Origin of the sequence: Halorubellus litoreus (assembly GCF_037081675.1) — an archaeon.
Classification (GTDB): Archaea; Halobacteriota; Halobacteria; order Halobacteriales; family Natrialbaceae; genus Halorubellus; species Halorubellus litoreus.
Map to the genome: position 1 here is coordinate 535,070 of NZ_JAZAQL010000002.1, position 14,074 is coordinate 549,143.

A 14,074-nucleotide genomic window follows, 5' to 3' on the forward strand; every position below is an offset into this window, starting at 1 on the left:
CCCCGCGGCCCAGTCGCTCCTTATTTTCGGGACGCATCCCGAATCTGTGCGGTCCTTTTATCACCGTGTCGCGAGAAACCACTACTATGGCAAGTGATAACGCGACACACGAGGAGCCGGCGATCGAGGACGGCGCCGCGGAGGACGCGTTCTCGACGCCCGAAGCGAACGAACTCGAGCGCGCGGCCGGTGGCATCGCCGGCGGCATCGTCGGCACGATGCTCATGACTGGCGTGCTCTTCATCGTGAACGCCACCCTCACGCCCGGCATCGACGTGTTCGGGACGCTCGCGGAGCTCGCCGGCGTCGGGGACGCGCCCGCGGTCGGGCTCGCGCTGTTCTTCGGCGCCGGCATGTTCGCGTGGCCGCTCCTGTTCGTCACCCTCGGCGCGTACCTCCCCGGTGCCACCCGCCCCCAGCAGGGCATCGTGTTCGCCGCCGTCCTCTGGACGGGGTTCATCACCGCGTTCTACACGCGGTACGCCGGGTTCGACCTCCTCGTCTTCGTCGTGTTCTCCATCGTCACCCACCTCGCGTACGGCTGGGTGCTCGGGTTCGTCTCCGCGCGCCTCACCGGCCAGTACGAAGCGCCCGAACTCGCGGTCTGACCCGGGCCCGCCGCGCTTTTCTCCGCTCGCCGCGACCGTGACCGCATGGACCTGCCACTCGGCGACGGCACCGTCTCGGTATCGTTCGACGCCGTCGACGCGACCGTCGCGCGCGCCCCGGGTGCGGACGCCGTGGACGTCCCGGCCGCGACCCAGAACGCGCTCGCCGACCCGCACGGGCCGCGACTCCGCGACCGCGCGAGCGCCGACGACGACGTCGCTACCGTCGTCACCGACGGCACGCGCGCCGTCCCCACCGACGTCCTCCTCGACGGCCTGCTCGCGGAACTGGACGCTACCGGCGTCGCACGCGACCAGGTGACGGTCGTCGTCGGCCTCGGCCTCCACCGCCCGATGACCGACGCCGAACTCGACGAGATGCTCGGCGAGCACGCCGACCTCGCAACCAACCACGACCCCGAGAACGTCGTCGCGGTCGGCGAGGTCGACGGCGTCCCCATCGAACTGAACCGCACGGTCGCCGACGCGGACCTCGTCGCCGCGACCGGGGTCGTCGAACCCCACCAGTACGCCGGGTTCTCCGGGGGCGCGAAGACGGTCGTCGTCGGCGCCGGCAGCGACTCACAGATCGGGTACACGCACGGCCCCGACCTCCTCGGCCGCGACGGCGTCCGCCTCGGGCGCGTCGACGGCAATCCCTTCCGCGAGTTCCTCGACAGCGCTGGCGACCTCGCCGGCCCGGACTTCTGCGTGAACGTCACGAAAGGTCCACAGGGCGTCCTCGGCGTCGCCGCCGGCGACCCACGCGCGGTCGTCCGCGACCTCGCCGCGACCGCACGCGACGCGCTCTCCGTGCCCATCCCGGACGACGAATCGTACGACGCCGTGGTCGCGGGCGTCGGTGCCCCGAAGGACGCGAACCTCTACCAGGCCAGCAGGGCGGCGACGTACGTCGCGCTCGGCGACCGCAACCCGCTCGCCGACCCCAGGACAGACGCGGCCGACGACGAGAACGACCGCGGTTCCGACGCCGGACGCGGCCGCATCGTCGTCCCAGCCGAACTCCCGGAGGGCGCTGGCGACGGCACCGGCGAGCAGCGGTTCTTCGACTGGCTCTCGAACGCCACCGACGCGGACGCGCTCTACCGCGAGATGAGGGCGGGCTACGAGCCGGGCGCGCAGCGCGCGTTCGTCGTCGCGCGCGTCCTCCGCGACCACGCCGTCCACGTCACGAATAGCCAGCACCCCGACGTCGTCGACGACTGCCTCATGCACGCCGCCGACAGCGTCGAGGACGCACTCGAATCGGAGAGCGACGTGCTCGTCGTCCCCGACGCGCTGAACACGCTCCTCGTCCGCGACCGCTGAAGCGCAGGGCACGCTACGGGACGTACGTGTCGAGCACCTCCCAGTTGGTCGGGTTCCTGACCGTCTCGTCCTCCTGCCAGCGAACCTCCACGACGGTCGCGTCCGCGGGCACCGTCGCCGTCACGGCGTCGCCCGCGGTCACCGTCTCGTACGCGTCGGCGAACTGCGCGTCGAGCGCCACGTCGTCCCCCTCGACCTCCGCGAGGAGGCGAACGCGCGCCGCCGGGAACGACTCGCCGCCGTCGTGGACGGTCGTCAACGCCCGCGTCCCCTCGTCGTACGAGAAGTCGAACGAAGCGCGCGGCGCCGGCCACCCGTACGCGAGGAAGTCGAGGCGCTTCGTCGGCGTCGACCCCGTGACGATGGCTGCATCGCCGTGCCGACCGGTCTCCAGGTCCTCGTACGTCTGGAACGCCGCACGCTCCCGACAGGTCCGGAGGAACGCGTCCGGGTCCGGCGACGACGGGAACAGCGCGATGGCCCGAAGGTCCGTCGTCCGCTCGCCGACCGCGAACGCCTCCGCGCTCCCGACCACCTCTGGGAGGTACGCGAACCGCGTCGAGAACCGCGCCACCGTCGGGTCGTTGCTCAACTCGGCGACCAGGGCGATGCGCTCGGCGGCCGTCGTCTCGGTCGCCATCGCCGACGGGCGCTCCGAGAGCAGTCGGACGGCTCGGCGCTCCAGTCGGTCGCGTGACTCCCTGACGGTCGACTCCCCGACACCGCTCGCGTGCATCGACAACAGGACGTCGTCGGCGACCACCTGGAGGACGTCGTCGCCGCGAACGCGGCTCCGATACCCGTTCGCGTCCATCGGCTCGAACGTCTCCCAGACGTCGTCGGCTCGCAGTGCCGCGCCCTCGTCGCGGAGGCGCGCGACTGCGTACCGGTCGGCTCTGACGGTCACGACGACGTCGCGGACGACCGACGGGTCGAGCAGCGGGACCGACGACACCCATTCTCGGAGGGTCGGGAACCGGTCGACGTGCTCGCTGAGCGACGCGAGGTCCACGTAGCGCGCGTGCTGGAGCTCCAGGTCCGGCGTCACACCGGCCGCCTGCAGCCAGTCGTCGGTCACGACGCGAGCCGCGAACGACGGCGGGTCGACCGCCCCCCAGTCGAGGACGCCGTTCGTACAGCCGGCGAGTGCCGACGTCGACGCGACCGCCCCGGCGGCGTGGAGGGCTCGGCGACGCGAGAGCTGTCGCATGCGAGACGCCCGTCTCGCCGGCGACAAGTGTCTTGGGCCGCCGAGCGCGCATCGGCGAAACACTTTAACGTGCCAGAGTTGACACGATTCCCATGGCGTACTCCCGCACGAAACCACCGTGGCACTCGCTCGGGTCGGCACTGGCGTGGACCTTCGGCGGCCTCATCTTCGTCTGGCTCGGTCTCGTCGAGGGGTCGTCCGCCGGAACGTACGCGTTCGGCATCGGACTCCTCATGCTCGCACTCGGGAGCATCTCCCTCGTCGGATTGTACGGGACGGACCTCGTCGTCGAATGCAGGGACCTGAAGGAGCGCGCTTTCGGCGAGCGACGCTCCAAGTACGAGCCCTGAGGCGACCACGAGTCAGTAGTCCTGCCACCGATAGCGACGACCGCCCGTCTCACCCGCCAGCCGTCGGTTCCGCCGCCTCGTCGTCGCCCTCTATCTCGTCGACGACGCGCCGGTGGAACTCCTGGAGGACCGCGGACTCGTCCTCGGCGAGCACGACGTCGCTCGCCATCAACGTCGCCAACCCGAACGCGCGCGGCGACGGCGACTCCACGCGCGTCCGCGACACCTCGACGTCACCCTGCTGGACGTCGCGCGCGAACGCCACGATGCCGTCCACGTGCAACTTGTCCTCGAGGATCTCGCGGTACGTCTCCTCGACGACCGCGAACGACTCCAGGTCCTCCGCGAACGACAACAGCATCTCGCTCGCGACCTGCTGTTGCTTCGCGGACTTCTCGTAGCCCTTGTACCGCTTCAGTATCATCAGCGCTCGCGTCGCATCGATCCGGAAGTACCGCTGGAGGAGGTCCGTCCCCTGGACCGCCTCCCGGAGCGTCGACCTGACCGCGTCGGGGTCGAGGTCCTCGACGATGCCGACCACGTCCACCTTCCGGTTCAGCGGGAGCTTCAGCGTGAACCCGTCGTCCGCCACCGCGACCGTGACGTTCGCGTTCGCCTCCTGCGCGATTCGGTACGCCAGGAGCCTGGAGAGCCCGTCGTTGAACCGCCGGCCGTAGTTCGAGTGCACGTAGTAGTGGCGTTCGTACGCGTCCCGGTCACGGGCCTCCTCGATAGCGAGCCGACTCGGCGTGCTCACGCTCTCCGCGCCCGCGTACCGCACCTGCTCGTCGTACATCCGACTGAGTGCGCGCACCGCGTGCTCGTCTATCGGCATCTCGCGCAACCAGTGCCGGACCGCGGGCGTCCCGCCGCGCTCGTACTTCTCGAGGAGCGTCTCCTGGAACGCGAGCACCTCGCAGCCGAGGTCGTACGCGAGCGGCAGGCGCTCGCTGAACCACGACGGCACCGTTGGGGAGGCAGTCGTTCGATCCACGTACACCTTCGACCCGCGCCGGTACTTGTACTCGAAGTTCGACCCGCCGAGCACGAACACGTCACCCGGCTCCAGCGTGTCGAGGTAGGACTCGTCGAGCTGGCCCACCCACTCGTCGCCGCTGCGCGTGAAGACGTCGCACGCGAACGAGTCCGGGATCGTCCCGACGTTCGTCATGTAGATGACCCGCGCCAGCCGCCCGCGCTTCCCCATCAGGACCTCCCCCGGCTCGTACTCGTCGTAGTGATACTCGCCACCGGGTTCGTCGTTCCCGTCGCGCCACACCTTCGCGTACACGTTCTTGTCCTCCAGGCCCTCGTAGTCCGCCGTGAGGTACCGCACGAGCTGTTCCCAGTCGTCGTCGCCGTAGTGCCGGTAGGGGTACGCGCTCCGGAGGATTCGCTTCACGTCGGCCTCCGGCCGTATCTCCGCGATCGCCATCCCGTAGACGTGCTGGGCGGCGACGTCCTGGCAGCGCTCCGGGACGTTCACCGAGTCCACGAACCCCTCGGTCGCCTTCTTCACCATCACCGCGCACTCGACGAGCTCGTCGCGGTCGAGCGCCACCACGCGGCCCGTGACGGTCTCACCGACCCTGTGCCCGGCGCGACCGACGCGCTGGAGCATCGCCGCGACCGACTTCGGACTCCCGACCTGGACCACGAGGTCGACGTGCGGCATGTCGATACCGAGCTCCAGGCTCGTCGACGACGTCACGACGTCCAACTCGCCGTCCTTCAACTTCCGCTCGACGTCCTGGCGGACGTCCTTCGAGAGGCTGCCGTGGTGGCACGCCGAGTTCGCCTCGTCGTACGCGTCGTACCTGTCGCGGAGGTTGTGAAGGACGCGTTCGGCGCCCGAGCGCGTGTTCGTGAACACGAGCGTGTTCGTCGCCCCCTGCACGTGCTCGTGGAGCGAGTCGTAGAACTCGCCGGTGACGACGTCCCGCGGCGTGTGCACGAGGTCGTCGGTCGGACACTCCAGTTGGAGGTCGAACTCGCGAGCGAACCGCGCGTCCACGATCTCGTAGTCGCGGGGCTCGCGCTCGCCCGTCATCGCACTCCCCGACCCGGTCGCTGACTCGCCGTCCTCGTCGCTGTCGTCATCGTGCCCGTCCATGGGCTCGTACCCGACGAGGAACTTCGCCATCTGACTCAGGGGCTCGATGGTCGCCGAGCACCCGATGCGCGTCGGCGACCCGTTCGCGAGCGCCTCCAGTCGCTCCAGACTCACCGAGAGATGCGTCCCGCGCTTGCTCTCGGCGAGCGAGTGGATCTCGTCGACGACGACGTACTCCACCGTCCGCAGCTTCTCGCGGAACTTCGGCGAGTTCAGGAGTATCGCGAGCGTCTCCGGCGTCGTGTTCAAGATGTGAGGCGTCTCCCGCAGCATCTTCTGGCGGTCCGCGTCGCTCGTGTCCCCGTGCCGTATCGCGTGCCGTATCTCGCCGACGTCCTCCCCGCGGTCCTCGGCGATGTCCGTGATGCCCTCCAGTGGCTCCGTCAGGTTCCGGTGGATGTCGTTCGCGAGCGACTTCAGCGGCGACACGTACAGGCAGTACACCGAGTTATCCAGGCCGTCCTCGTGCTCGCGTTCGCGCTCGAACAGCGCGTCGATGATGGCCGTGAACGACGCGAGCGTCTTCCCGCTCCCCGTCGGCGCGCACACCAGCGCGTTCTCGCCCTCGGAGACGAGCGGAATCGCCTCCTTCTGTGGGGGCGTGAAGAACCCGCCATTCTCCGGGACGAACTCGCCGAACTGCTCGACCCACCACTGCCGGACCGACGGCGACAGCGACTCAAGGACGTCCGCGTCGTCCACGTCGCTCGCGTCGACGTCGACGCCGGCCTCGGACTCCAGCAGGTCGAACGCGTCCATTGATGCGGGGGTCGGGGCCACACGTACAAGAACGTGATGACGACGGCGGCGCTGGGCTGCGAGCGACGGTTGCGCACCCGAGCTGGTTCGACGCCGACGCCACGGCTGCGGCGAACTGACGGGGTCAGTACCGCGAGAACAGGTCGAACTCGCTCGTCGGCACCGACGCCTCGAGGACGACTCGCCCGTCGCCGGCGCTGACGGCGACGTCGTCGTAGGGCTCGTAGTCGCGATAGGCGAACCGGCGCTCCTTGAACGTGTCCGGGTCGAGGTCGTCGCCGAGCCCGACCGCCCGATGCTCGGTCCGGTCCGCACCGACCGTGAACCCCTCGCCGACCGCCTTCAGTCCGATCTCGAGGTTGGTGCGGCGCGGCCAGAGTCGCGCGATGGTCTGCTCGCCGAGCGCGTCCACCAGCCGGTCCGCGCGCGAGAGCGCCGTGGTGCTCGTCTCGAGCGCGGCCTCCTCGCTGGCGGCGAGCATCTCGGCGTGGGCGGCGACGTCCTCGACCGGCGACGACTCGTCGCCACCGTACCGGTCCACGTTCGCGGCGACGCCGTCGCCGACGACCGTCACGCCGTTCTCGTCCGCGTGCCCGTAGAACCCCTCGACGCCGTCGACTGGCGCGTACGCGTCGCTCTCCGAGGCGGCGTCGGCCAACTCGTCCGCGTCCGCGAACGTGCTGACCCTCACGCTGCCGGGCATGAGGGTGAACGTCTGCCGGTGGATGGGGACGTCGAGCCCGGGGATGCGAAGCCCCGCGGCGTCGCGGATCCACTCCGGGAGGTCGCCCTCGAGGTCCCTGAACGCCGCGTGATTCCACGTCCGCACGGTTTTGAGCCGGTACCCGTCGGGGGCTGCCGCCGACGCGTCGACGTCGAACCAGCCGGGGTGTGCGACGGTCGACCGGTACTCGCCGCCGCCGCCGTCGCCGCCGCTCCCCGAACCGATCCCGCCGATGCTGGCGCACCCCGCGGTCGCGGTGGTCGCCATCGCTGCACCGAGCGCTGCCGTCGAACGCAGGACGTCGCGCCGCGTCGTCTCTTCCATACGAGAGGTTCGAACACGAACGCATAAATACTTGTTTTTCTGATAGTATCGATGTGCCGGTCCGACGCGTCCATCGCATGCCATCCCGACCCACCCCAGGACTGGATTGAACATGCTTATAAGGTGGGCCCAGCAACTCACCAGGTACACCCTACGCGGGGTTGATGATGCTCCTAGCCCCACAGGACGAGGGCCGTCCCGCACCCAGCCGGTCGGCCCAAGCGGACACCCGGTCCGCGAACGGCAGGGGAGCGCGAGCCCACGCGTAGACAAGGTGAACAACCATGCCAGTTTACGTCAACAAAGAAGTCCCAGCCGACCTCCAAGACGACGCCCTCGAGGCGCTCGAGGTCGCACGAGACACAGGTAGCGTAAAGAAAGGAACGAACGAGACGACCAAGGCCGTCGAGCGAGGGAACGCCTCCATCGTGTACGTGGCCGAGGACGTCCAGCCCGAGGAGATCGTCATGCACCTCCCCGAGCTCGCCGACGAGAAGGGTATCCCGGTCGTGTTCGTGGAGACCCAGGACGACGTCGGGCACGCCGCCGGCCTCGAGGTCGGCAGCGCTGCCGCAGCCGTCGTCGACGCCGGCGACGCCTCGGATCAGGTCGACGACATCGCCTCGAAGCTCGAGGACCTCTGATAGGCCATGAGCGCAGAAGAAACAGAGAGCGGCTCCACGCCCGCGGAAGTTATCGAGATCGTCGGCAAGACCGGCATGCACGGTGAAGCCATGCAGGTCAAGTGCCGCATCCGCGAAGGCGAGAATCAGGGTCGCATCATCACGCGAAACTGCCTCGGTCCGGTCCGCGAGGGCGACGTTCTCCAGTTGCGAGAGACCGCCCGCGAGGCCGACTCCATCGGAGGCCAATAATGCCCCAGACTCGAGCCTGTGACTACTGTGGGGACGACATCGAGCCCGGTACCGGGACGATGTTCGTTCGCACGGACGGTACGACGATTCACTACTGTAGCGCGAAGTGCGAGAAGAACGCCGACCTCGGCCGCGAACCCCGCGACCTGGAGTGGACGGACGAGGGTCGCGCGAACAAAGAGGTGTCCGAGGAATGACCGACCGCGAGCGGACGTTCGTGATGGTCAAGCCCGACGCGTTCGCGCGCGGGCTCGTCGGCACCGTCATCTCGCGTCTCGAGGACCGCGGCCTGAAGCTCGTCGGCATGAAGGTCGAGGTGCTCGACGAGGAGACGGCCCACGAGCACTACGCCGAGCACACGGACAAGCCGTTCTTCGACGACCTCGTCGACTTCATCACGTCGGGTCCGGTCGTCCCGATGGTGTGGGAGGGCGAGGACGCGACGCGGCAGGTCCGACAGATGATCGGTGCGACGGACCCGCTCGAAGCGGACGCGGGCACCATCCGCGGTGACTACGCGCTCGACCTCGGTCGGAACGTCGTGCACGCGGCGGACCACGAGGACGAGGGCGCGAACGAGCGCGAGATCTCGATCCACTTCGACGACGACGACCTCGTGTCCTACGAGGGACACGACGAGACCTGGCTGTACGAGTAACCAGCCGGTTCGCGCGCTTCTCACTCGATTCCACGACCCGATAGCGACGGGTGTGGTCGCTGTCTCTGCGAGTTGATTCGGTAGGGACGGGTGTGGTGGCGGTCGCGCGTTCGGTGTCAGTCGTCTGCGGGGGCGTCGACGCGCGTGCCGATGCGGCGGTCGAGGAAGTCCTCGAGGAGGCGGAACATCCGGAGTTTCTGGTCCTGGTCGCTGGAGGCGTGGCCTTCCTCGCCGAGTTCCTCGTACTCGTAGTCGCCGTCCTCGCCCGCGTCGTAGCCGGCGTCGTCGAGGGCGTCCCGGAAGATGCGTGCCTGGGAGACGGGGACGCGGCGGTCGTTGACGCCGTGGACGAGGAACATCGGGGCGTCGACGTTCTCGACGTACTCGACCGGGGAGCGTTCGCGGTAGAGGGCGGGGTTGTCCTCGGGCGTGCCGAGGTACTTCTCCATGAGTTCGGTCTTGAAGTGCGGCATCGTGTTCTCGTACATGTCCTCGAGGTCGGTGAGTCCGATCCAGGCGACGCTGGCGTCGTAGAGGTCGGGGTACTGGACGGCCTGCCAGTACGCGCTGTAGCCGCCGTAGCTCCCGCCGAAGACGACGACGTGGTCGTCGTCGAGCCAGTCGCGTTCGTCGAGGACGTGCTCGGCGGCGGTCGCGACGTCGCCCTGTTCGGCGCCGCCCCAGTCGTCGATGAGTTCCTCGACGAACTCGCGGCCGCGGCCCGTGCTCCCGCGGTAATTCACCTTCAGTACCGAGAAGCCCATCGACGCCAGGACTTGCGTGTAGAGGTCGAACGATTTGGTGTCGCGATGTCGGGGGCCGCCGTGGGGGTTGACGATGAGCGGCGACGGGCGTTCGCCGGAGTCGTAGAGGAGCGCGCCGATGTCGAAGGTCTCGTAGGGGTCGTGGGGGACCGCCTCCTGGGTGGTTTCGGGGATGCCGTCGGATTCGACGGTGAGGTACTCGGCGTCCGCGAAGTCGTCGGGCTCGAACGGGCCGTACTCTGGTTCGACGAGCGTCTCCGTCTCGCCGCTGTCGAGGTCGTACGCGAGCAGTTCCGACCGCGTCGTCGGAGTGGTGTGCGTGACGGTCACGCGGTCCGCGGCGATGCTGGCGTCGCCCGCCATCCCGAAGCCGGCGACGCCGTCGGGGAGGTCGAACTCCTCGCTCTCGCCGGTGTCGACGTCGTAGACGACCGGCATCGTGACGGCGTCGCGGTCGCGAGTCGCGACGATGCGCTCGCCGTCCTCCGTGAAGAACTGGCCGCTTTCCTCGAACTCGCCGCTACCGTACCACGTCACGTCGTCGGTGTCGAGGTCGTAGACGCCGACGCGGGCGAGGTCAGGGGTGTTGTCGGTGACGAGCAGTCGGTCGCCGTCCGGCCCCCAGTCGACGGGTGAGGCTTCCGCGCCGACGTCGCCGATCTCGAGGTTCCGGGCGTTCGATCCGTCGACGTCGTCGTCGGCCCCTGGCCGACTGCCCGTGGCGCTCTGCGCCACGCTGGCGACGTAGACGTCCTTGTTGTCGTAGTCGTCGGTCTCGTTCGTCGAGTACGCGATGCGGTCGCCGTCGGGGGAGAGCTCCGACCCCCAGACGGCGCGGTCGTAGTCGGTGAGCTTCGTGGTCTCGCCGCTCGCGAGGTCGTGCCGGTAGACGTTCATCTGGCCGTCGCGGGAGGACCCGACGAGGAGGGTCTCGCCGTCGTCGCCGATGTCGTGGAGCATCACCTGGCCGTCCATCTCGACGACGGGTTCCACGTCGCCGTCGCGCGTGATGCGGTGGACGTCGTTCTGTTCGTCGCCGTTCTCGTCGAGGTGGAAGTAGATGCTGTCGCCGTCGGCGGCCCACTCGACGAACCAGCGGGCGTTCCGCGGGACCTCGCCGTCGCTCCACTGCTCGCGGTCGCCGGTCTCCAGGTCGAGGACGTGGAGTTCGTTCCGGCCGGTGTCGTCGTAGTAGAACGCGACCTCGGTCCCGTCCGGGGAGACCGTCGGGTGCGCGAGCGTCGGCAGGCTGGCGAGTGCTTCGAGGACGTCCGTGTCTGCTGGCGCCTCCATGCGACAGTCGTGTCGTGTCACCCACATAAGGACTTGCAGAAGAATTCTTCAGTCCCACCGTCCTCGAGCGGTCGCCTCGAACGGGTGGCTTGCTCGGGAACGCCCTCGCCGGGGTGTGAAACTATTTGTGCGTGGCCTGTTCACGTCCACGTCATGGTTTCGGAGACGACGCGTCGCGCGCTGCTGTCCGCCGTGTTGGGCGCCGGCGTCGGAGGGATGGCGCTGACCGACGCACGCGAGTTCCTCGCGGACTTCGCACCGCTGTCCGGGTCGACGTGGGACGCCGACGGTCGCGAGGTCGACCGCGAGGTCGACTCGCCGTACGGGCCGGCGACGGTCCGCTACGACGACCACGGCGTCCCGCACGTGACCGCGAGCGACGAACGCGCGGCGTACTACGCGGTCGGGTACGTGCAGGCGAGCGACCGCCTCTTCGAGATGGACCTCCTCCGGCGCGTGATGCGCGGCGAGCTCTCGGCCGTGTTCGGCGACGTCGCCATCGACTCCGACCGGTTCAACCGCCAGATGGACTTCGCGCGCGCCGCCGAGGTGACGTGGGACGCCGCGAAGGACGGTCCTGCGGCACCTGCGAGCGAGGCGTTCGTCGACGGCGTGAACGCGTACCGCGAGGACGCCGGCCGCCCCGTCGAGTTCGAGCTCCTCGATTACGACGCGGACCCGTGGACGCCCGTGGACTCCATCCTCGCCCAGAAACAGATCTCGTGGGGGCTCACGGGGAGCTTCGCGACGCTCCGCCGTGCCGCGGTCGCGGACGCCTTCGACCGCGAGACCGCGGAGACGCTCTACCCGCTCCCCGACGCCGACAACCACGACGCGCCCATCCTCCGGCCGGGCGACCGCGAACCGAACCCGCCCGGCGGCGAGACCGCCGCCGCGAGCGCGGCGACTCGGGCCGCCACGGGCGCCGGGTCGGGCGACCCCGTCGACCCCGGCCTCGTCTCCTGGTTGGAGGCCTTCGAGTCCGAGGACGGCGTCGGCTCGAACTCGTGGGTCGTCTCGGGCGACTACACCGACTCGGGCGACCCCGTGGTCGCGAACGACCCGCACCTCGACCTGCGCGTCCCGCCGGTCTGGTACGAGCAGCACGTCGTCGTCGACGGCGAGCGCGACGTCCGCGGCGTCACGTTCCCCGGCGTGCCGTTCACGATAATCGGGCGGAACGACACGGGCGCGTGGGGGTTCACGAACGCCGGATACGACGTCATCGACTTCTACACGTACGACACCCGGAACGACGGGCGCGAGTACCGGTACGGCGACGAGTGGCGCGAGTTCGAGACGCGCGAGGAGACCATCCCGGTCGCCGACGGCGAGGACGAGACGGTCGAAGTGGCGAAGAGCGTCCACGGCGCGGTGCTCTCCCGCGGCAGCGGCGGCGATTCGCTGCCGGGAACGAGCGGGCGCGTCGGCGTCCAGTGGACGGGGCTGTCCGCGGCGCGCACCATCGAGTCCATCTACGACGTCGGGCGCTCGGAGGGCGTCGACGACGTGCTCGACGCGCTCCGGAAGTTCGACGAGCCGACGCAGAACTTCGTGTACGCCGACCGCGACGGCCGGACGCTCTACTACACGACCGGACGGGTCCCCATCCGTCGCACGGACGGTGACCCCGTTCCCGCGACCCGGCCGTTCGACGGCTCCGCAATGGAGGGCGAGTGGCGGGGGTTCGAGCCGTACGGCGAGACGGACTGGGCGAACGCGGACACCATCCCCTTCGAGGCGATGCCCCACAGCGTCGACCCGGGGTATCTCGCGACCGCGAACCAGCGCGTCACCGACGACCCGCCGGCGCACCTCTCGGAGGGGTATTCCTCGCCGTTCCGCGGCGCGCGCATCTACGAGCGCCTCGACGAACGCGCCGCGAGCGACGAGCCGATGACGGCGGAATTCCTCCGGGACGTCCAGTTGGACGCGGTCGACCGGCGCGTCGACCACCTGCGACCGCTCCTGGAGGACGCACGCGGCGACGTCTCCGGCGACGCGCGCGAGGAGCTCGACGCGATGCTGGCGTGGGACGGCGAGATGACCACCGACAGACGCGAACCGCTCGTGTTCGCGTTCTGGGCGCGCGAACTCGGCGAGCGCGCGTTCGCGGGCCGGTTCGAGAACGCCGACCTGGACGTCGGGACGCCCAACGACTGGGTGCTCGGGCGGCTCCCCGCGGACAGCGAGTGGTTCGTGCCCGAGGGCGCGAGCGACCCGGACCGCGGCGCGGTCGCGGCGGCCGCACTCCAGGACGCGCTCGACGCCATCGACGACGAGGGCTACGAGACGTACGGCGACTACAACCGCACCGCGCTCACGCATCCCTTCGAGCGCGAGTTCCTGAACTATCCCGCGTACCCGACCGACGGGTCGCCGACCGCAGTGAACAACTTCCGGCGGGAATCGATGGTCGGCTCCTCGTGGCGCCAGGTCGTCCCCGTCGGCGACGACGCACCCCCAGCGGAAGCGGTCCTCCCGGGCGGGAACGACGGCGACCCGCTGTCCGCGCACTACGCGGACCAGCTCGACGACTGGGCCGCCGGGCGGTTCCGCGAGTTCGGGCTGGACGCGCCCAGCGGCGTGGACGTGCGGTTCACTGCGGACGACGACGCTGGGAACAGCGTCGACGCCGGAGGTGACGACGCATGACGGACCTCGCGACGGAACTCGGCGCGACGCTGTCGAACCCGCGCCGCGTCGGCCTGACCGCGCTCGCCGTGGTGGTCGGCGTCGCGCTCGCGAGCGTCCACTGGCTCGGCCTCGTCGCCGGCGGCGCACTCGTTGCGCTCCCGCAGCGCTCGCTCCCGCGCGGCCTCCTCGCCGGCTTCCTCTTCGGTGGCGTCGTGCTCTCCGTGTTCCTCGTCGACCTCGCCGCCGCCGGCGCCGCCGGCGGCTTCCTTCGGTTCGGCCTGCTGCGGGACGTCGCCGTCGCGATGAGTCTCGGCCTCCCGACGTTCGGCGCGTTGGCGAGAGGACTGCGGTGAACGACGGTTGCAGTGCCGCCGAACTCGGCGCGCTCGCCCGCGGCCTGCGCTGACCGTCGACTCAGGCCGTCAGCGAA

General features: G+C 69.6%; 13 protein-coding genes. 9 read left to right on the forward strand and 4 right to left on the reverse strand.

Annotated features, from left to right (window positions below; genetic code table 11):
• Window positions 1-86 precede the first annotated feature (86 nt).
• Window positions 87-608 (forward strand): DUF6789 family protein, encoded by a 522-nt coding sequence (locus VYJ16_RS09950; protein ID WP_336350149.1) that lies wholly within the window; start codon window positions 87-89, stop codon window positions 606-608.
• A 45-nt stretch (window positions 609-653) separates the two neighbouring features.
• Window positions 654-1,937, forward strand: a complete 1,284-nt coding sequence (locus tag VYJ16_RS09955) for a lactate racemase domain-containing protein (protein ID WP_336350150.1) — start codon at window positions 654-656, stop codon at window positions 1,935-1,937.
• 13 nt (window positions 1,938-1,950) lie between these two features.
• Here the strand turns inward: VYJ16_RS09955 and VYJ16_RS09960 are convergent, their stop codons facing one another.
• Complete coding sequence (locus tag VYJ16_RS09960) at window positions 1,951-3,147, reverse strand: hypothetical protein (RefSeq protein ID WP_336350151.1); 1,197 nt, start codon at window positions 3,145-3,147, stop codon at window positions 1,951-1,953.
• 92 nt (window positions 3,148-3,239) lie between these two features.
• On the opposite strand from VYJ16_RS09960, the gene VYJ16_RS09965 reads away from it, so the two are divergent.
• The gene (locus tag VYJ16_RS09965; protein ID WP_336350152.1) at window positions 3,240-3,497 is read left to right on the forward strand and encodes a hypothetical protein; all 258 of its coding nucleotides are present in this window, start codon (window positions 3,240-3,242) and stop codon (window positions 3,495-3,497) included.
• Between the two features lie 49 nt (window positions 3,498-3,546).
• Here VYJ16_RS09965 and VYJ16_RS09970 read toward each other — a convergent pair whose 3' ends face one another.
• Complete coding sequence (locus tag VYJ16_RS09970; RefSeq protein WP_336350153.1) at window positions 3,547-6,369, reverse strand: ATP-dependent helicase; 2,823 nt, start codon at window positions 6,367-6,369, stop codon at window positions 3,547-3,549.
• A gap of 124 nt (window positions 6,370-6,493) precedes the next feature.
• Window positions 6,494-7,417, reverse strand: a complete 924-nt coding sequence (locus tag VYJ16_RS09975; RefSeq protein ID WP_336350154.1) for a hypothetical protein — start codon at window positions 7,415-7,417, stop codon at window positions 6,494-6,496.
• 284 nt (window positions 7,418-7,701) lie between these two features.
• Here VYJ16_RS09975 and rpl7ae point away from each other — a divergent pair, with 284 nt between their 5' ends.
• Genes rpl7ae through ndk form a run of 4 tightly spaced genes read left to right on the forward strand, consistent with a single transcriptional unit; the run spans window position 7,702 to window position 8,950 of the window.
• Window positions 7,702-8,061 (forward strand): 50S ribosomal protein L7Ae, encoded by a 360-nt coding sequence (rpl7ae, locus tag VYJ16_RS09980; protein WP_227131261.1) that lies wholly within the window; start codon window positions 7,702-7,704, stop codon window positions 8,059-8,061.
• Window positions 8,062-8,067: 6 nt separating this feature from the next.
• Window positions 8,068-8,292 (forward strand): 30S ribosomal protein S28e, encoded by a 225-nt coding sequence (locus VYJ16_RS09985; RefSeq protein WP_166036990.1) that lies wholly within the window; start codon window positions 8,068-8,070, stop codon window positions 8,290-8,292.
• The gene (locus VYJ16_RS09990) at window positions 8,292-8,489 is read left to right on the forward strand and encodes a 50S ribosomal protein L24e (protein WP_336350155.1); all 198 of its coding nucleotides are present in this window, start codon (window positions 8,292-8,294) and stop codon (window positions 8,487-8,489) included. Before VYJ16_RS09985 ends, VYJ16_RS09990 begins: the two co-directional genes overlap by 1 nt.
• On the forward strand, window positions 8,486-8,950 hold the full coding sequence (ndk, locus tag VYJ16_RS09995; RefSeq protein ID WP_336350156.1) for a nucleoside-diphosphate kinase: 465 nt from the start codon (window positions 8,486-8,488) through the stop codon (window positions 8,948-8,950). The genes VYJ16_RS09990 and ndk overlap by 4 nt, the downstream gene beginning before the upstream one ends.
• A gap of 116 nt (window positions 8,951-9,066) precedes the next feature.
• Here the strand turns inward: ndk and VYJ16_RS10000 are convergent, their stop codons facing one another.
• Window positions 9,067-11,007: a S9 family peptidase gene (locus VYJ16_RS10000; RefSeq protein ID WP_336350157.1), complete on the reverse strand. Its 1,941-nt coding sequence runs from the start codon at window positions 11,005-11,007 to the stop codon at window positions 9,067-9,069.
• A gap of 153 nt (window positions 11,008-11,160) precedes the next feature.
• Between VYJ16_RS10000 and VYJ16_RS10005 the strand changes: the two genes are divergently transcribed.
• Window positions 11,161-13,662: a penicillin acylase family protein gene (locus tag VYJ16_RS10005; RefSeq protein WP_336350158.1), complete on the forward strand. Its 2,502-nt coding sequence runs from the start codon at window positions 11,161-11,163 to the stop codon at window positions 13,660-13,662.
• Entirely contained in the window at window positions 13,659-13,997 is a 339-nt protein-coding gene (locus VYJ16_RS10010; RefSeq protein ID WP_336350159.1) for a hypothetical protein, read from the forward strand. The genes VYJ16_RS10005 and VYJ16_RS10010 overlap by 4 nt, the downstream gene beginning before the upstream one ends.
• Window positions 13,998-14,074: the final 77 nt, after the last annotated feature.